The sequence below is a fragment of the Hyphomicrobium sp. genome, assembly GCF_036780825.1.
In the GTDB taxonomy this organism is placed as follows: domain Bacteria; phylum Pseudomonadota; class Alphaproteobacteria; order Rhizobiales; family Hyphomicrobiaceae; genus Hyphomicrobium_C.
The window spans coordinates 1-17,916 of the sequence record NZ_DAIQCD010000014.1; the positions used below are offsets into that span (position 1 = coordinate 1).

Genomic DNA, 17,916 nt, shown 5'->3' on the forward strand with positions numbered 1-17,916 from the left:
CCCTCGTCTCCGCCAAGCGATTCTCACATATCATTCTGATCCACTTGGGTAATTTCCTGATGTTGCCGGCCTGAGGGCGACCTCCGAGGCTGTGGTCATTCGGTTTTTAGGCCAAGCTCAATCGCGGCGGCGGTAATCCTGCCTGATGCTGCCGAGTCGTCCTTGAAGACCTCAAGCGCCTTGCGGAATGCTGCTGCTGCGACCTCGCTCTCGCCAAGCACGACTCGTGAGCGCATAAGGCGAGTCCAGCCTTCGACGTCTCGCGGGTGCCTCTCGAGGCGATCTGCCAGGCCATCGACCATCGATCTGATTGCAGCGTCACGGGCGCCCGGAGGCATCGCTTCGAACTCGGCAGTTTTCTCGATGCTTGGTCCGTCACCGCTCTTGGCGATGGTCTCGGTTTGCGAAGATGAGGCTGTTTCTAAATTGTCGCTTTCGGAGGCTTTCGCCTTGGCCTCCTCGTATGAGGCCTTGAGCTCGGCGGAACTCGGATCAAGCTCAACGGCCCTCGCATAGGCGGCAGCGGCCTGTTCATAGTGCCCCGTGTTGAAGTAGGACCAACCGAGCATCCGCCAGCCCTGGATGTGCTCTGGCGTGGTCTCGAGCCGAGCCGCTAGCCGATCGATCATCGTGCTCACATCAGGCAGAGGTTTGCCCGCCGGTTCTTCGGTTTGAATAGAACGCGCGTAGTCATCGAGGCGCGCGAGCATTTCGCCATCCGAGTCCCCTGAGCCGGCCGCCTCGAAAGAACTCCCAAAATAAGACGTCGCTGCGCCGATGCCTCCAATGAGGAGAAAGACCGCAGCAGCCACGATCAACGTCCCCCCGGTAGCTCGAAGATCCCGGCCGCCTTCCCAGCGAGGTGATCGCATCCGAGAGAGGAGAGCAGGTCTCGCCGAGCGCAGCGGAAAGATGAGCAGCACTGATAACGCGATCGATGAAGCGATAAGAAGCCAGCCCAGGAGCGTCAAAGACATCTGCGAGCTCTCCTCTGGCAGACTGATCCAGGATCTCGATGCCTGACCAATGCGTCATTGACCACTGGCGCAATGCCGAGAATGGATGCGAATGAATTCCGGCTGTTCATGGATACGAAACTCGCATGGCAAATCGGTCAGAACTTCCTGCGGATCTCGGCGCGAATGCCGAAGTTGTCCTCGTCACCGCCCTCGAGGATCTGATAGGTCGCATCGGCGCGGAACAGCCAGGCCCGGTCGATCGGGATCTGATAGCGGACGCCGAAGCCGTACTGCGCGTCCTTAGCTCCGATGCCGTCGTCTTCGAAGGGCTGCACCATCGCCGCCTCGAAGACGAGCTGTTGGTCCAGATTGAAGAGATACTGCAGGCCAACTGCGCCGCCGAAGACGTTGGAGCCGCTGTCGTCGAGCTTGGGATATCCGGTCAGGGCGTCGGTCTCGAAGTTGATGCCGACATTCTTCAGTATCCCTGCACCATTGCCATCGACCAGGGGCTGAGGGTTGCCGAAGCCGGCGAAGAAGTTTGCGTAGGGGAGCAGCGTGCTCGGCAAGCTCGTGATCAAGCTGTTCTCCGAAATGATGGCAAAGCCGTCGCTTTTCCCTTCCGGATCGTCTCCGAAGTTCGCGAACAAACGAGTTGAGTTCGACACAGTGTTGGCATAACGCCGGCTGTAGGCGCCTGTCAGGAAGTGCGTCAGGAGGCCGTCTCGTTCGTCGCGGCCCTGCACCAGGCCGTAGCCTGTTTCGATATAGCCGTCGAAGGCATCGATGAAGGCTGTCACGCCATAGAGGTTGGCGAGGTGATTGTCGCCCTTGTCCGCTCCGATGATGCCCGCGTTGTCGACATTGTCGAAGGCGGCGAAAAAGGTGACGTCGAAGTTGGAGAGGCCAAGTGCCGCCGAGTTCTTGGCGGGGAGGCTCACCGCGCCGCCGAGAATCGCGTCGTTTGCCCAGATCCCGTTCTGCAGGAACAGCGGAAAGAGACCGACAGTGAAGGGCAGGTCGAAACTGGCCTCGTTACCGGAGAAACCGGAATAGAGCGAGCCGAAGTCTCCCTCGAAAAAGAGCGTCTGCGGATTGAGGTCGAACTCACCGTTGAACTTGCCATTGCCATAGGCGCCGCCGAACTCGAAGCGGGTGAAGTCTGCGTTGCCCTTCTGAAGTGGAGTGAAGAAGGCGTGTATCCGTTCGGTGCCGGTGAGCTTCAGGTCGACGTCGAGGTTCAGGCGGGTCGCGATCTGAGCGACATCCTTGCCGTTGTTGTTGTTGTAAGCGACGGCCGTCCGCCAGTCGCCGTAGATGGAGAGGCCCGGCAGTAGCGGATTTTTTTCGCCCAGCAGCGTGCTGCTTTCGTCATACATGCCCGAAGTGTATTGCTGGCGACCTAGCTCTAGTAGCGGCCGCGGCGGCTCGACCGCGCTCTTCGCGCCGTAGATGTCGACCTGTCCCTCGGGATTGTAGCTGGCTTCATCGTACTGGGGGTCGGGGCGGAAAAGGTCCTCCTCGCCGTCCGTTTTGCTGCGTTTGCTCGCCGCTGTGTCTGTGGCCGCGGCGGGCGTCTTTTCTTCGGAACCCGCGCCCAGGTACTGTATCCCGGTGACTTTGGAGGACGCGACACGGGAGGCGCCGGGCCAGCTTTGCAGCAAAGCGCCGTTGTGGTCCTCGCTGCCGGTTTGGCCTCGTGCGGGTATTGCACACGTGCTGGACACCGCAACGCAGCTGCCGGCTAGCAGGGCGATCGTGGCGGCAGATGTTCTGGAACGATACGCATTACAAGTCATAAGAGCTCCACGCCTGGCACTGAACTGCAGTGAGACCCGGGGGGCTCATGCGGCCCCCATGCGAAGCGTCTGCTTTTCGGTGCTAGCGCTTTACGTCGACCTCAACCGCGAAGGCGTGGAAGTTCATGATCCGCTCATTCGCGCTCCGCTCCATATCCTTGGTGGCACCCACAAAGCGCATGAAGTAGATCGGTTCAGAGCGGCTCCGCATGCGGAAGGCGAGACGGTACTTGCCGGGTTTCGTGATCAGGTTTCCGGGCACTCGGTACTTCGCCTGCTTCTCAGCCAGCGGCGGCAGCGAGTGGTTCTCCATGCGTACCAGCGGCGGATGATTGAGCACGGTGGTCGGAATGCCGGGCGGACGCAGATGCGGCAGCGGGTCGATGTCGAAGTTCACCGGTAGATACATTTCGCGATCCGTGCCCTTGACGTTGGTGGTCAAGAACTTGGTCTGGAAATTCACGAGCTGTTGGTCCGTCTTGATACGTCCAGCAGCGACATCCAGGCTGTGCAGATCGGCCATGTCACCGTTGCTGTCGAGGTAGCCCGACTCCCAGATGTTCTTGCCGTTGGGATCGACGAGGGCGACGTTCACCCAAAGCTGCGGCTGCGCGCCGAGGGAGCCGGACGGCAGGTTGTGCCCCGCGTTTGTGTTCTTGATCTTGAAGGAGAACGCTAGATCTTTGCCGACGCTGGGGGTGCCCTCGATGACGGGACCATCGACGTGGCTGCTGTTCTCCATGACCTGTCGTCTGAGCTCGTCGCGTTCATCGAGCTTCTTGAGGTTCTCGTCGATGATCTGCCGGGCCTCTTCGCGGTCGAGCGCATCGGCCCACCGCTTGGGGAAGTCGGCCTTGATCTTGCGGTCTGCGACCTTGTCTTCGAACTCGGTTGTGCCCCAGCCGGCGCGCCAGTCGAACTGCAGCCAGTCCTTCATGCTGATGGCCTGCGCCTTGGTGTTGTGAGGGAAGATGCCGGGGTGTGCGAACGAATAGCCCGGGCCGATGAAGCTGTGATTGGCGTGCTTACGTCCGGGATTGATCTCCTTGCCGCCGACTATGGCGGAGGGCGCGGTTGCGTAGCCTTCGGGCTTTCCGGGGACTTTGCCCATGTGGCAGTCTTGGCAGGTGACGCCGGCCTTGCGCGCTGGGCTGTCGCGATATTGATCCCAAACGATCTCGAGCTTGATGCCCAGGTTGACGGCGACCTGGTGGCAGCTGACGCAGAACTCGGACTTGGTCATCTGGTCGTTCGTGATCATGCCCTCGTGGATGTCGTTGCCGCGCCCGTCAGGGGTGGTTTTGACCGAGTAGGTTTCCTTCTCGGCGAGGACGTCTTTGATGACGCTCTTTTCACCGCTTCCGTAAACGGGCGCATAGATCTTGCCCGGCTCCACCCGGCGCTCGCCGTTGACCTTGCCGTACTGCTCCTTGACGCGGTGGCAGGTGATGCACGTCACGCCCTCGCGTGAGATCTGGCTGCGTTCCCAAAGCGGCGTTTCACGATTTTCGCCGAGCTGAGTGCCGACCTGCTGGTGGCAACGCACGCAGAAGGTGCCGACCGTACCTTTGGTCAGCTCTTGGAACTTCTGCTCGAATTTGTGGAACATCGGCGAGATCGACGCATAGGCATGCTGCGAGGATGCCCACTCTTCGTAAATCTGCTTGTGGCACTCGCCGCATTGCGCAGCAGTGGGATAGAGCGCGAGCGTCGCCTCGTCGACCGCGGGTATCGGAGCGTCTTTTCCTTTCGCGGCTTTTGCTGCTGCGGTGAGTACGGACATTTCTCCATAGCCGTCCGCTTGTGCGTTGCCAGTCAGCTTCTGCTCGCCGTTGGCCACGTTGGACTTGGATTTCGCGACATCGGTTTTTCCGGCTGCTCCTTTTGTCTTCGCTCTTTTCTCGTCCTTGATCAGAGTTTCGAACTCGGCATGCGCGTCGATTGCTGCGGGTGTCTCTTTATTTTGGGAGGCTCCGAACGCATTATGCTTAGGAAGCGCCGTGTTTATCAAAATGGCGCTTACGCATGCGCATGAAAACAGAGAAATGCCGGATGATCGTTTCATCGCCCCTTACGCTCTTGCTATATTTCATGGCGACATCCCGATTTGCATCGTTACGCGAAAAAGGCGCTCGATTGCTGTGCGGGATTGCTTCGAAGGTTAATTTGCGAAAGGGGCCGACATATGGCTGTGTCTATAGATGAAACATGAGGGGAAATGGCTAACTTGAGATAACTACTGATGAAATCCCCGCCATCTTATTAGGGCATTCGAATGCCTTGCTTATTTCAGTTTTAAGTTTGAAATTCGTCAGATAACTCCTTAGTTTTTGAACAGAGTAAACTTGCATAAACTTGGTGAGCTGCTGTTGTGACTGTGGCGATTCTTGGTCTTGCGGGAATGTCTCTTCTTTTTCTTATGCCGGGATGACCATTTATCGAGCGTGCTGCATGGTATCCTGCGTTCACGCTTGTTGAGCGCGGCCTTGTGGCGTGAACGCTGCGACGTAGTGATAAAGGTCGACAGCGAAGGTTATTCGCTTGGGAGCTTCGTGCTCATGATCGGCGTCACTACGTCATTCACATGATATGCGTGGCAGAGGAGACAGTCTTGGCGCGCCATGCTTCTGGTGTGACAGGTCTGGCAGAGATCCTTTTTCACGTCACCGAAATTGGAGCTGAAGTTTTGCGGATCGTCCTGCTCGTAGCTCTTCAGGTAAGGGCGGCCTTTTTCAAGCTCATGGCAGGTCAGGCAGCCGCGCTTCTCCTGGAGGCCGTCACGATTGTCCACGACGCCGAAATGCGGCTCATGGATGAAATTCGTGAAGCGTCCTGTCTTGCTCTCGATCGAGGGCGGGGAGAAATTGACAACCCGCCCTTTGCCCTGGATCTCGTCGACGCTGTGGCATTTCGTGCATGATCCCTGAGCGTCCTTGCTGGTGAGATCGTCGAAGACCGCTGCCGCCGGGCTGGTATCGCCTTTCGGCGCGTGGGGACCGGTCAGAACGAGCCAAGAGTAGATGAATTTGTCCTTGTGGCCGGCTGGACGGTAGAAAATCGCGTAATCCTGCCGGTACCAGCCGCCATGCTCCGCCCAGCTCTCCGGATCCACGTCGCTTTCTATGCTCGGCGCGAGCGCAGGTGTTGATTGAGGCTCAACTGCGGCAGTGCCCGAATCTGCCGGGGCGACGGCCAACGCACCTGTATCCGTCGTGATGGCGGCATCTCCGGATACGACCCCATCGGGCTTGGCGTTCGCGGTGGCGGCTTTTCCAGTCGCTACTTTAGGCTCGGCTACTTTTTCGGATGAGCCTGCGTTCGTCGCGCGAAGCTCCTCTTCCGTGAGGAAAAGCAGATCGTCAGTCTGATCCGTCGCGTTGCCCGGAGGCGGTTCGTTGGTGGAGCGCGTTTCCTTGCCGCCATCAGTCTTGGCTTTCGATGTATCGGCTGGTCCGGACGCTCCTTGAGGCTCGCCGGCCGTCTCGGCGTCCTTGGCACCAGGTTCGATTGCACGAGGATGCTCGTCGGGGGAGGGCGTTTCCTTGCGGGCGTCGGCGTCGGTGTTCGCGGTATCGGATTTTCCGGTCGCTCGTTCACGCTGGGCTGCTTTCGCGGCTTCGATGGAACGAGGTGTGCCGCTTGGCAACTGCCAACGCTTCACCGTGCCGGACGCGGTGCCGTCATCTGCGTCGGCGTTCGCCGTGCGGGTTTTGCGGGCCGCTCCTGCAGGCTCGTCTGCTTTACGAGCGTCCATGACGCCAGCCCTCATCGGGGGAGGCAGGTCGTTTGCGGAGCGTGTTTTCTTGCTGCCATCGGCCCTGGCCTTCGTCGTATTGGCTTTCGCGGCTCCGCTGCCCGCGGCTTGTGGATTGGGCTTAGGGACGACCTGACGCGCAGAGAAGTCAGACGGTTCGGCGGGAGATGCCGATCCGTTCAATTCCGATTCCTTGATCTCCGTGCTCCAATCGCTTTGCTCCTGATCGCTCGCTGCCGGACGATTAGCCATTTCCGTTGCGAGATTGGGGAGCCATTCTCGGTGCGCGCCGGTGACCACATCGCGCGGTATGCTCGCGGTCAGATCGGCAACGAGAGGTGCGCTCAGCTTCTGCCCGGCGGTAATATTGAGATCGCTCAGCACATCCGACGCTTTTCCTTTGATCAGCCCGTGAAACAGCCCCTTGATCTCCCAGACCAGATTTGTCACCGCCTTGATCTGGTCGTCGCTCGCTGTGGTCAGATCCTGGAGGTTCAGGCCGTCCACGGTCTTGATGACCGCACGGCCCCGCTCATTCCGGCTGATCATCAGCTTCATGAAGGGTGTGAGCGCGGCATCGGACATTTCCGGCCATTCGCCGATGGAGGCGTTCTTCTTCTTCAGCGTTGCCAGGTCGAGGCCAGGCAGACTCAGGAAGGCAACGCCTTTCGGGCCGCTGACCCGCTCCTTGCCGGTGATCTGGTCGAGATGGCAGCCGGCACAGGTTTGCTCGAATGGCGCTACCGCCATGACGCGCTTGTCCTCGCGGCTGTTGTGGCAGGTCGAGCAGGTATCGGGAATGCGCTTCGCCGGATCTTTCTTCGCAATGTCCGGATAGTGCTTACCGAAATGGCCAGCATGGTCGTAGATGATCCGTGTGCGCCGCCGGAATGGATAGGCCTCGAATTGCGGGTGATGGCCGTCGAAGCTGTCGAACTTCACTACGTGGCAGGAGCGGCATTGCTCGTTGGAAATCTTGTTCAGATTGAAATTGGCGCCCTGATGCTCCTGGTGGCAAGTCGCGCAAGAGAGGCCGCGTGCAGCCATGTCATGGGTCGGGAAGGCGGCGTTCTGCGCCTGGGCTGATCGCGGGGCAGGAGTCGACGCTGCGATCTTCGTCAGGCGATCTGTGCTCTGCTTCAGCACCTCGAGCGTAGCGCCGTGCGCGTTGAAGGCCGTGTCCGGCATTTTGTGACAGGCGAGACAGGCCTTGCTGTCGGCGAGCGGATCACCGGGGAAAAGGCCGTGAAGCCAGCTCAATTTGCCGCTACCGCTGTGGGTATGGCAGGCGCTGCAATTCTCGATTCCACCGTGAGCGCTCGTCAGCGGCCCCGGCATCAGGAACTGCGTGCCCCTGGAGAAAAAGAAGGCTGAGCCCAGGCAGGCGATCGTCACGAGCGCCAGCAGCACCGCGAGACGGTCGCGCCGGGAACCGGGGGGCGCTTGTTTCTCGGCCTTCGACGGCCAAACAGATGTGATCCATCCGAGGCCCCACATCACCACGTCCCCGATGATGAAAAAGCGTAGACGACGAGGACGTGCAGAACCGTCAGCACAATCAGTGCATAGGTGACCGGCACATGCACAAACAGCCAGGCCTTGGTGAGCCCGAGATAGACACGCGCGAAATCAAGCTGGTCCTTCTCGATCACGAGATTCTTGATGGCCGCGAGCTTCTGCTGGCCCTGCTGGTCGACATAGCGGGACAGGCTGTCGATCTCGTCGGTGAGCCGCTTGAGCGGGCGCTGCGAGCCGACGAGGTGCGCGGCGGAATTGCGCTGCGCTTGGAAAAAATTCCGCAGGTGGTTGATGTAGAGGTCCACGATCCAGGCGTCATGGGGCAGCCTCGGTAAGGCGATGGCAGAAGCGGCCGGATCGATCTCGGTGACGGCGGTATGGAGATCCTGCGCCAGCTTGGCGCGAAGGATGGGGATGCGATCATAGCTCAATGCCTCGTCGATCCGGCACTTGGCCTTCAGCGACCAGGCGAGATAGGTGCCCAAGATGCCGCTCAGCGTCACCAGCACGAAGCCCGTCCACAGCGCCCATTCGAAGGCCGTGTCCGGCAAGGAAAAATCCGAATGCGAGATAAAGGCGGCGATCAGCAGATAGCCGATAAAAATATGGATTTTCCGCCAGCGCATGGCGGATTTCGGCGATAGGCTGGCCCGTTTGATGGCGATGTGGAAATAGATTTGTAAGGCCATGCCGCCGGCCAGAATCCAGCCGTCGAGGTAGCGCGGGTCGCGAAGCCCGTTGCCATAAATCCAGACGAGCCAGAACAGGCCGCCAGAGATGGTGGCTATCAGGAGGCCCTGAACCGTCTGGCTAATAGCATACTTCGCCGAGCCCTGGCCGCGTCCGCCAATCGAGGCGTTAGACGCACGCGATCTCACGACATATCCCCAAGATCACCCATCGGGATGGCTGTTTCCATCGAGACCATTCAGGTTGTTGTCTTTGCCAGATGACCGGGATCAATTAATGGTGCCGGGTTTTCTCGCCGTGCCAACGAACTTGTCTGGTTCGGGAATCAGGCCGTCGAGCCCGGTCAGGGTGCTGCCGTCATACGTCTCGCTGATGCTCGCGAGCAGCTTGGAGACGCCGTCGGCAGCAGCCGTGAGAAAAGGTTCATTGTTCAGCTTCAGTCCGGCCGAGTGCGCAAATTCGACCATCTTTGCGATTTCCGGCACGTTCGGCGCCGCTTTCGCAGCAGCGGCGAGCTGCTTGCGCGCGCGATCGACGCGCTTGGCCATTTCGAAGGCGTAGGCCCCTCTCACCGTCGCCTTTGCGACCGCGCGCAATCCTGTCTCCAGCTCGACGCCGAGCCCGACGAGATAGAGCATCCGCTTGCGCGCGGCGCTGGCCGGTACGTTGTCCTTGCCTTTGGAATACCAGGTGTTGTGACGCACCTCGCCCTGTGACCAGGATACGAGGTCGAAGGCGCTGCCAGCCTTGTGGCCGCCTTTGTTCACGAGATCCTCTTGCGGCACGACGTGGCAGCCGTAGCAGTTCTTCGCCAGCTGATAGAGCGAGTGCGGCCTGATCATTCCCTTGGAATCGGCCATCTTCCAGCGCGCTTCCTCCTCGGCCTTAGTTTCGGTCTTCTCTGTCTTGCCGCTGAACCCGCCGTGAAGCTTGATCCAATCCTGTCCAGAGCCGTGGCAGGATTCGCAGGAGATGCCCGAGACTGGCTCCGGCTTGTTGTCCTTCTGCTGCACCGTAAAATGGCAATTCAGGCACAAGCTCTCAGACTTGATGCGGCGCACCCCCATTCTTTTCGCGATGTCGTTCGCCTTCGTGTTGCGCGGCATTTCACGGAAGGTCTTGAAATGATGCGTGCCTTTCCAGGCCTCGGCCTCCTGCTTGTGACATTCGGTGCAGGCATTCGGGCCGACGATCTTGGCAGGATCGGACGCGACTGCGCCGTCCGCGGCAAAGCCGAGGGCCATCAGCAAGCCGCAGAGACAAAACGCGCTAAACTGGAAAAGAGCCCTGTGTCCAAACCCGATGGACCAAAGGCTATGCACTGTGGATGCGACTATGATTTCTCACCCTTGGTTCAGCGACGCTATACCCCTGCATCGGTGGTTGCCGTGAGTTGCGGGGGGCGATGGAGAGCGAGCTGGCCCATCTGCCGTCTGGCCGGCACGGGGAGCCACGACTTCGCCCGGGCCAGAATGCTTTCCTTGGCTGTGTTGTCGGTGGTGGGCAGGAACGGATCCGCGTAGCAGACCGCGCCGTTGAGCGCGGCGATCGATTTGATCGCATCGACCATTCCCTGCGCACCGCAGGCGTAGAGCACATCGGTCGGCAGCAGGCGCGGCAGACAGTCGGTCGGCCGCCCCAGCTTCACCGCTGGGCTGAGGGTCTGCGGCGTGCTGCAGACAGGCACCACGAGGATATTGGGGAAGCGGGCCAGCTGTACGAGAGCCGGGCCCATATAGAGTGACTCAATGGTGCGGCCGCCAGCGATGATCATCATCCTGCGCTCCGGGTTCTCGTGGAGCGCGGCGACGGCAATCGACCAGATCGGCGCAAAGCCGGTGTTGGTAGCGACGAGGATCAACCGGCCGTTCGGATTGGGCCTGAAATGCGCTGAGCCATAGGGGCCAGTCAGCTTCACCCGATGGCCCGGCGTGATGCGCTTGCCGAGCGATGAGGTGACACGCCCATCCTTCATGCGCCGGATATGGAACCATACCGAGCTGCTGTTCGGATCGCCGTGCAAGGGATGGGTGATGCTGAAGGGACGGCTCGGATAGCCGCTGAAACGCACCTGCGCGTATTGCCCCGCATGATGGGGCAGCGCGCGGTCCGTTCTGATGCCGACTTCCATTATCTCGGGCGATAGAGGGCGCAATGAGCTCAGCACGCCCTCAACAGTGCGAACACCCGACGGCTCGCCCCTCTCGATCACCGCATCCCCGACGATCCGGCACTGACAGGCATGAACGATGCCCACCTCGGAGCCTTCGCCACCTCTCACTTCGCCGGATACCAGCCGCACACAGCAGGTGCCGCAGTGCCCGGCGCGGCAGTTATAGGGCAGGTCGATGCCGTTGCTCAGCGCAGCGTCCAGCAGCAACTCGCCGCGGCGCGCCAGAAAGGTATTCCCGTTGATCGTGATTTGGTGACTACTTGCCATTGCCTGTTCCCGGAAGGCTTCAAATTCCCCACTATGGCCGGAGCGGGTCACGCGCCGCCGCTGCGCTTCCTGGGATGCTCAGCAAAGAAAGCATTTTGGTTTTGAAACGCCCACCCTTACCGTTTTGCCGGAGTAATGCGGATAATCATCGTTCACTTTGCTATCCGCCGGACGGCGACGTCGAATGCGGACACGAAGGGAAATATCAATTTCAAAGCTCTGATTTCCTACGCGTCGGAACCCTACGCGGTCTGCCCCTTGTCTCTCGGCAATGACCTATCCGCCCATCATGGTTAGACAATGACTTTTGATGGGCGGATAGGAGCAATTCGCGAAGAATCTTAGGCCGTTGTGTGAAGCGCCTCTCCTCGGATGTGAAATTTTCCGGTCAGGAATAGAGAAGCTTCGGAGGAGCCCACTCCGTATCAAGCCTGCGGTATAAGCGTCCCGCGCACTGCGCGCACGGCCTCATCACGGTGATTAAAGGATAAGCACCGCCAAAGCCGGTTGACCGCATTATCCTACGGCGGCTTGTAGGCTTCCTTGCCCTGAGCCCCGCGTGCTTGCGTCGGCGTCGATCACCAACCGCGATTGAAATTGGCGGGCCGTCCTCCACCCGACGCACCTTGGCGCCAACATTGTACGGGTGAGGAAAATTTTAACCTACTAGGCGGAACCACGGACCCTCCGTTAGCGTGGCAGGGTTCTAGATGGGTTGAGCGCAATAGGGGAACTCCTCAGGAGGATTCAATGTTTTGCCGAACTTCGATCGTTGCTGCTCTCCTTTGCCTCACCTGGGCGGCGCACGCTGCTGATCCGCCCGTCCTAACATTATTTGAGAATGTCCGTATCTTCGACGGAAAGGGCAGTACGCTCAGCGGGACTATGCATGTTCTCGTGCGCGGTAACACGATCGATATCATCTCCAAAGACCCCATTCCGATGGATGGCCGTCCCGCGGCTCAGATCATAGCCGGTAGCGGGCGCACGCTTATGCCGGGCCTCATCGATGCGCATTGGCACGCGATGCTCGTGCGGCCCACACCGGCAGCGTTGCTCACAGACGACGTGGGCTATCTGAATTTGGTCGCGGGAGCCGAGGCAGCGGATACGCTGATGCGTGGGTTCACCACCGTTCGCGACGTCGGCGGGCCATCGTTTGGACTTAAGCGCGCTATCGATGAGGGGATTGCCGTCGGCCCACGTATCTACCCGTCCGGCGCGATCATCACTGTCACCAGCGGTCATGGAGACTTTCGCCATTCACACGAAGTGCCCCGTGTCCTAGGCGCCCCCGTGACGCGTCAAGAGCAGACTGGAGCCTCCATGGTTGCGGACAGCCCGGATGAAGTTCGCGTGCGCGTGCGAGAGCAACTCATGCAAGGCGCGACGCAGATCAAACTCACGGCGGGCGGCGGCGTGGCCTCGCCCAACAGTCCTCTTGATGTCTCCACTTTCACAGAGGCGGAGTTGCGCGCTGCAGTCGAGGCGGCGGAAAACTGGGGCACGTACGTTACAGTCCACGCTTACACGCCGGTTTCAATTCAGCGCGCCATCGCGGCCGGAGTAAAGTGCATCGAGCACGGACACCTTATGGATGAGCCGACCGCCAGGCTGATTGCTGAAAGAGGCATCTGGTTGAGCACCCAGGCGTTTCCGGACGAGATGGCCGATGCGTTTCCGCCGGGGTCGCAAGAGCGCGCCAAGGCGTTTGCGGTGTTCGCGGGCACGAACGAGACCATAACGCTGGCGAAAAAGTACAATCTCAAAACGGCGTTCGGCACCGATATCCTGTTTTCCAAAAGGCTGGCGCAGCGTCAGGGCGAACTGCTGGTCAAATTCACGCAGTGGTACACACCGGCTGAAACGCTCATCATGGCAACCGGAACCAACGCCCAGTTGCTGGCGATGTCTGGGAAGCGCAATCCATATCCCGGCAAGCTCGGTGTCGTCGAAGAAGGCGCGCTCGCCGATCTTCTGCTGGTCGACGGCGATCCCATCGCCGATATCGAATTGCTTGAGGATCCGGCCAAGAACCTCGTCGTCATCATGAAGGACGGGAAAATCTTCAAGAACATCTTGCGGTCCAACTGACAGCAAGTTTCTTTTGATCCGTCGGCGTCATGCATGAAGTCGATATCTGTTCGACTTACGCCCCATAACAGAGCTGCCTTGCCTGCTGTCACTTAAACAAGCGCGTGGCGTTTTTCGCCGAGTACATTGCCGGCGATGTCGATCGAATTGTACGTTGAAGAAGAGGTCGACCGTCGTGCTTCAGAATTCCGGAATATCCTTCGGGGGCAGCAACGGCTTTGGCAGCGGAATGAGATCAATGGTTCTCGTTTGCCCACCCAAGAAGGACGGATCGAGAACGCCGCCACCCGATGGATCGCCGCCGGGTACGGCTCCCTGCGAAACCATTCTGATGTTGATGTCCTGATTGAAGCCCTCTGTTGCGCTCAACCCGACATTTGGGATGAGGTCAACAGCGCCGGCCTTGCCGCCCTGCGCGTTGCCTTTCCTGATTTCCGATTGGACCTCAGCCGTTTTTCGGGCAAGCGCGGCTGAATAGGGGACGACGTAGGCACGCGGCTCGCCGCTCGGAATGTTGCGCTCGTCAAGCGCCTCGACCCAGAGATGGATCGCGCCCGGAAACTGTTTCGACGGGTTCGGCTCGAGCACGCGGGTCCACAACACTTGGAAGCGTTCCGGCATAGCGGTTGCCGCCGACCATCCGAGCAGGCTCTGCGACCAGAAAAAGACGGCGATGTTGAAAGCGCCCATGGCGGCAATTGCGGCGATCTTGATGCGCCGTGGAAGCGCTACCCGTGCAAGGATGAGCAGCAACACCGATGCGAGCGCCGCATAGGCGATGGTGAGATACAGGACATGCATTTGCACCGTCATTGCTTGCTGCCGCCGTACATAGATTCCGTTGTGCCGTTGAGGCTGGTTAGGGTGGGATCGAAGAAAGTCTGAAGGATCGATCGCTCAACCCGGCTGGTGCTCTCGACCTCGCCGCTGGCGTCGAGCGTGAAGCGGGCTGCCGTCCTCTCCGAGTTCGATTGCCCCATCTCGAGCGTTTCCTTAGCAACCACGCTGACGCGTGGGTTCAGCTTCTCAATCGTCACCGTGACCGGCACCGGAACGCCAGTTTGGGCGGTGAAGTGATAGACGTTGACGGTGTATTCCCCCGCGACGATGCCCCGGATGCTGACCAATTCCTGGCGCGCCGATGAGCGAACCTTCTCGCCGTTGACCATCATGAAATCGTTGGCGGAGCCGCGGTTGTCGCGCTCGAGGGACATGAAGCCGATGTCGCGCCGCCGATACCAGACGATATTGCCGATAGGATCCTGCACGATGAGATCGAAATCGTCGGGATGATCGTCGGGCCAGGTCATCGAGATCAAGAACTCGGCCTTGCTGTCGACCTTGCCCGCCTCCTTCTGCTGCGAGATGGCAAGGAAAGCGATAAAGAACAGGAAGGCCACGACCTGAAGCGCCTTGAATAACACGACGCTTAGCGGATCGAACGGCGGCTCGCTCGAGCGCAGGTTGAAATCTGCGATCATCGTGCCCGACCCGCCTGCCGCTCTAGGACCGGCACGACGTGGACTTCCGTCAGCGCGACGGCGGACGTAAAGATCCTGGCCGTTGCGTTTTCGACGAACTGGTATTGGATTTTGATAAGGATCGACGCGACGAGACCGGCAAGCGTCGTGTACATGGCGACGGCCATGCCCTCGCCCATGAGCGGCATGGACGATTTGATAGCGGCTTGGTCCTCGGCATTGAAACCCGCGATTGGCGCGAGCATCATGATGAACCCGACGATCGTGCCGAAGAGGCCGAGCTTCATGGCAAGGTCACTGGCAAAGGCACCAAAACTGTTTGAACCGCTCAGCCGCTCAGCCAGAACACGCAGCAGAAGCGTTTGATCGAACTTCCGATCTGGATCGCTCAGCTTCGAGGTCGTGACGAGATTGCGGATATGATCGGCGACGAGCCCGTTGTCTAAGTTCCCGCCTCCTGAATCGGATCCTTGCGCGATTTCGAGGATGCGACTGTGCTTGTCGTTCGCACTAGAAATGGACGCCGCGAGCCGTTTCTCCGCCTCCGCTTCGCGCGAGATCGCCAGGCATCGTGACAGGCAGTGCAAGGACGTCGCCACATAGATGAGCATTATGAAAAGCGTGATGTACGTGGGGTCGGAGGTCAGCGCCTTCTCTGCCAGACCGTAGAACCACAGTAATACGAAGGTGAGCAGGTTCACGGTCGCAAAGATCAGCCAGGAGAGCACGGGGTCGGCAGCTTCGATTGCTCGGCTATCCTCCTTACGAATAGCGGTTGCACGACTTTCAACGGTATCCAGCATTCCTGACCACCTGTATTTCGCTCTCGCTCCGCACTTGGCGAGCTCTACGACGTTAAGGGTATTCGAGGCACAGAAGGAGGGCACGGAGCCCAAGGAAGCCGGGCAATTTGCCCGATTCCGCCGGGCGAATTCGGGAGGTACTCACCTCGGTGAGCTAGAGCGCGTTCACGCTTCATGGGCCTCGTCTTTTGACGTGGACGCACTCCAAGTTTTTGTTTGAGAGACTGATTCATGTTCTCGGTGGTCGCGTGCTGCGCCCAACTCAAACGATCAGGCTCTAGGTTCAATCCTGAGATAGCTCGATCTTCACATCGTTGATTTGAACCAGTCCCGCCTCGACAGCGAGCCAGACCATATGCGCGTCGTTGCGTGCTCCGATCTTGCTCTTGATCGTGTAGTGATGGTTTCGAACGGTCTTGTGGCTGAGTTTCAATAGCTCTGCGATGTCTTCGCTCGAGTTTCCGGATGCAAGGAGACGAAGAATCTCGGCTTCGCGGGGGCTCAGGCTCTCGACGAGATGCGATGTTCCAGCCAGACGGTCCGCAGCAAGGACTTGTGATACATCCTCGGACAGCACGCGCGTCCCCGATGCCACCGCCGATACCGCGCGTATGACCTCCCTAGGCGCGCTGCTCTTCGTGACGAAGCCCAAGGCGCCGGCTTCAAACGCCTTGAGCGTCATCGCCGCCCCAAGATGCATGCTGAAGATGAGAATGCGAGCGTTCTTGTCCCACTGTCGAATGTGGCGGACGGCCTCGATACCGCTCGTGCCCGGCATCGTGATGTCCATCACGACGATATCCGGATTGTGCTCTTTATAGGCTTGATAGGCGCTTTGAGCGTTGTCCACTTCGGCGCACACGGTAAATCCCGGCTGCCGCTCCAGAAGACGCCGGTAACCTTCGCGCACGATTGGATGATCGTCGACGAGCAGGATTGTCACGCCCGTCATGCGAGGGCCGTGTCGAAGCCGGAGACATTCGGGCCCGCAATGGGAATGATGGCCGCGATGCGGATACCGGACGCAGCATTGCCGATCGACAACTTTCCGCCGAGCGCAGAGATCCGCTCTCCTATTCCAAGCAATCCGTGTCCCTGGGCTTTCTTGATGCGTCTGGCATCTCCGCCGCCGTTGTCTTCGATGGATAGAGCGATCGCTTGGCTATCGTGTGCCATATATTCGACCTTGAGACGGACCTCCGTCGGCGTTCCGTGTTTAACGGCGTTTGTCAGGCATTCCTGGGCAATACGATAGATATCGATCGCCACCTGCTTCGGCACGGCCGCCATGTGGCCGATGACGCTCAACCGGAACGCGGTCTGTGACGCCGATTGCATATTGTAGTCGGAAACAAGTTGACGAAGGCTGGCGTCGAGCCCGATCTCCTCGATGCTTTGCGACCTCAAGCGGACCAGGGTGGAGCGCAGTGTTTCCATCATGCGCTTCTGAACCGCGGCGATCTTGCGGGCATCCTCCGCAATGTCCTCTTGCCCGGCGGGTGCGCTGCTCTCGATGAGAGCCGCAAGCGCGACGGTTGCCGTCAAGCTTTGTCCGAACTCGTCGTGCAGGTCGCGCGCAAGAGCGCGTCGCTCGTCCTCTTGAACTTGCAGCAATCGTGTCGTCAAGGCCGCACGTGCCGCGTTGGTCCGGGAAAGATTTTCTGCAAGATCATTGACGGCGTAGGCAATGTGATTGAATTCCGCGGCCCGGAACCGCGGCAGCCGAAAGGTATTGTTCCCCTTCTGCAGCTCTCGCAATCCTTGAATGATCGTACCCGCCGGTTTGATCGTGCGCCCGATCATGAGGGCGGCCAAGACCGCAATGCCGGCGGCCAGCGCGCTCGCGATCGCGGCAATCACAGAGACCCGACTCCAGGATTGGCGAAGAGCTGCGTCCGGATCGGCAATCGTGGTGTAGGTGCCGCCACTCTGATCGCGCACCGATACAGCACGAACGACCGGTTCGTGAGCGCCGAATAGTGAGGTGTAGACGTGAACAAACCAGGATGGAGGTGACGGGCCGAGAGCTTCAATCTGGCTGCAGAGCTGGCGCGGCTCATTTCCCGGCGGTGCGAAAGTAACGCAGACGCCGGGTGCGATGACCGTGAGCGTCGCCAGCGTCTCCCAGTCCGGCAGGGGCAAGATTGTGTCCCTGCTCATCCCGCCACGCCAAACTAGCTTCTGCCAATAGAGGGCTTGCAGGTGCTGCCCCATCCGATCAGCCGATGCCGCGGTCTCGCGTTCGATGGTGCTGTGGGCGTCGAGCATGATCCAGCCAATGGCGCCGATCAGGCATAGAAAAACCACGGCAACAAGCCGAGCAATGAGATGCGCAAGCAGGTTCATCGTAGACCCTGGTCATAGCTTGGGCCGGCACT

The 17,916-nt window shown here is 59.7% G+C and carries 14 protein-coding genes; 2 read left to right on the forward strand and 12 right to left on the reverse strand.

From position 1 onward, the window contains the following. Window positions 1-95: 95 nt before the first annotated feature. From V7P99_RS07930 to V7P99_RS07945, 4 genes are all read right to left on the reverse strand, one after another. On the reverse strand, window positions 96-629 hold the full coding sequence (locus V7P99_RS07930; protein WP_333794263.1) for a tetratricopeptide repeat protein: 534 nt from the start codon (window positions 627-629) through the stop codon (window positions 96-98). A 485-nt stretch (window positions 630-1,114) separates the two neighbouring features. Further along, a complete protein-coding gene (locus V7P99_RS07935; protein ID WP_333794264.1) occupies window positions 1,115-2,686 on the reverse strand; it encodes a hypothetical protein in 1,572 nt (523 codons plus the stop codon). A 154-nt stretch (window positions 2,687-2,840) separates the two neighbouring features. Further along, window positions 2,841-4,769, reverse strand: a complete 1,929-nt coding sequence (locus tag V7P99_RS07940) for a multiheme c-type cytochrome (RefSeq protein ID WP_333794265.1) — start codon at window positions 4,767-4,769, stop codon at window positions 2,841-2,843. A gap of 522 nt (window positions 4,770-5,291) precedes the next feature. Then, entirely contained in the window at window positions 5,292-7,097 is a 1,806-nt protein-coding gene (locus V7P99_RS07945; RefSeq protein ID WP_333794266.1) for a hypothetical protein, read from the reverse strand. Between the two features lie 123 nt (window positions 7,098-7,220). Between V7P99_RS07945 and V7P99_RS07950 the strand changes: the two genes are divergently transcribed. Then, window positions 7,221-7,598 (forward strand): hypothetical protein, encoded by a 378-nt coding sequence (locus tag V7P99_RS07950; protein WP_333794267.1) that lies wholly within the window; start codon window positions 7,221-7,223, stop codon window positions 7,596-7,598. A gap of 410 nt (window positions 7,599-8,008) precedes the next feature. Here V7P99_RS07950 and V7P99_RS07955 read toward each other — a convergent pair whose 3' ends face one another. The 3 genes from V7P99_RS07955 to V7P99_RS07965 all read right to left on the reverse strand — a co-directional run bounded on the left by V7P99_RS07955 (window position 8,009) and on the right by V7P99_RS07965 (window position 11,160). Further along, the gene (locus tag V7P99_RS07955; RefSeq protein WP_333794268.1) at window positions 8,009-8,908 is read right to left on the reverse strand and encodes a hypothetical protein; all 900 of its coding nucleotides are present in this window, start codon (window positions 8,906-8,908) and stop codon (window positions 8,009-8,011) included. A gap of 81 nt (window positions 8,909-8,989) precedes the next feature. Continuing rightward, complete coding sequence (locus V7P99_RS07960; protein WP_333794269.1) at window positions 8,990-9,964, reverse strand: cytochrome c family protein; 975 nt, start codon at window positions 9,962-9,964, stop codon at window positions 8,990-8,992. A 119-nt stretch (window positions 9,965-10,083) separates the two neighbouring features. Then, the gene (locus V7P99_RS07965; protein ID WP_333794270.1) at window positions 10,084-11,160 is read right to left on the reverse strand and encodes a 2Fe-2S iron-sulfur cluster-binding protein; all 1,077 of its coding nucleotides are present in this window, start codon (window positions 11,158-11,160) and stop codon (window positions 10,084-10,086) included. A gap of 750 nt (window positions 11,161-11,910) precedes the next feature. On the opposite strand from V7P99_RS07965, the gene V7P99_RS07970 reads away from it, so the two are divergent. After that, entirely contained in the window at window positions 11,911-13,254 is a 1,344-nt protein-coding gene (locus V7P99_RS07970; protein WP_333794318.1) for a metal-dependent hydrolase family protein, read from the forward strand. A gap of 180 nt (window positions 13,255-13,434) precedes the next feature. On the opposite strand, the gene V7P99_RS07975 is transcribed toward V7P99_RS07970, so the two are convergent. From V7P99_RS07975 to V7P99_RS07995, 5 genes are all read right to left on the reverse strand, one after another. Continuing rightward, window positions 13,435-14,067, reverse strand: a complete 633-nt coding sequence (locus V7P99_RS07975; protein ID WP_333794271.1) for a hypothetical protein — start codon at window positions 14,065-14,067, stop codon at window positions 13,435-13,437. Continuing rightward, a complete protein-coding gene (locus tag V7P99_RS07980) occupies window positions 14,064-14,735 on the reverse strand; it encodes a hypothetical protein (protein ID WP_333794272.1) in 672 nt (223 codons plus the stop codon). Before V7P99_RS07980 ends, V7P99_RS07975 begins: the two co-directional genes overlap by 4 nt. Next, window positions 14,732-15,538, reverse strand: coding sequence for a MotA/TolQ/ExbB proton channel family protein (locus V7P99_RS07985; protein ID WP_333794273.1), 807 nt, complete (start codon window positions 15,536-15,538; stop codon window positions 14,732-14,734). Before V7P99_RS07985 ends, V7P99_RS07980 begins: the two co-directional genes overlap by 4 nt. Before the next feature lie 283 nt (window positions 15,539-15,821). Beyond that, a complete protein-coding gene (locus V7P99_RS07990; protein WP_333794274.1) occupies window positions 15,822-16,490 on the reverse strand; it encodes a response regulator transcription factor in 669 nt (222 codons plus the stop codon). Next, window positions 16,487-17,884, reverse strand: a complete 1,398-nt coding sequence (locus V7P99_RS07995; protein ID WP_333794275.1) for a sensor histidine kinase — start codon at window positions 17,882-17,884, stop codon at window positions 16,487-16,489. The genes V7P99_RS07990 and V7P99_RS07995 overlap by 4 nt, the downstream gene beginning before the upstream one ends. Between the last annotated feature and the right edge of the window lie 32 nt (window positions 17,885-17,916).

Bases quoted from the DNA above. Each gene is read 5' to 3' on its own strand.
- V7P99_RS07930 (WP_333794263.1), bottom strand. From the start codon at position 629: ATGATCGATCGGCTAGCGGCTCGGCTCGAGACCACGCCAGAGCACATC.
- V7P99_RS07945 (WP_333794266.1), bottom strand. From the start codon at position 7,097: ATGTCCGATGCCGCGCTCACACCCTTCATGAAGCTGATGATCAGCCGG.
- V7P99_RS07950 (WP_333794267.1), top strand. From the start codon at position 7,221: ATGGCAGCCGGCACAGGTTTGCTCGAATGGCGCTACCGCCATGACGCG.
- V7P99_RS07960 (WP_333794269.1), bottom strand. From the start codon at position 9,964: ATGGCCCTCGGCTTTGCCGCGGACGGCGCAGTCGCGTCCGATCCTGCC.
- V7P99_RS07965 (WP_333794270.1), bottom strand. From the start codon at position 11,160: ATGGCAAGTAGTCACCAAATCACGATCAACGGGAATACCTTTCTGGCG.
- V7P99_RS07970 (WP_333794318.1), top strand. From the start codon at position 11,911: ATGTTTTGCCGAACTTCGATCGTTGCTGCTCTCCTTTGCCTCACCTGG.
- V7P99_RS07975 (WP_333794271.1), bottom strand. From the start codon at position 14,067: ATGACGGTGCAAATGCATGTCCTGTATCTCACCATCGCCTATGCGGCG.
- V7P99_RS07980 (WP_333794272.1), bottom strand. From the start codon at position 14,735: ATGATCGCAGATTTCAACCTGCGCTCGAGCGAGCCGCCGTTCGATCCG.
- V7P99_RS07985 (WP_333794273.1), bottom strand. From the start codon at position 15,538: ATGCTGGATACCGTTGAAAGTCGTGCAACCGCTATTCGTAAGGAGGAT.
- V7P99_RS07990 (WP_333794274.1), bottom strand. From the start codon at position 16,490: ATGACGGGCGTGACAATCCTGCTCGTCGACGATCATCCAATCGTGCGC.
- V7P99_RS07995 (WP_333794275.1), bottom strand. From the start codon at position 17,884: ATGAACCTGCTTGCGCATCTCATTGCTCGGCTTGTTGCCGTGGTTTTT.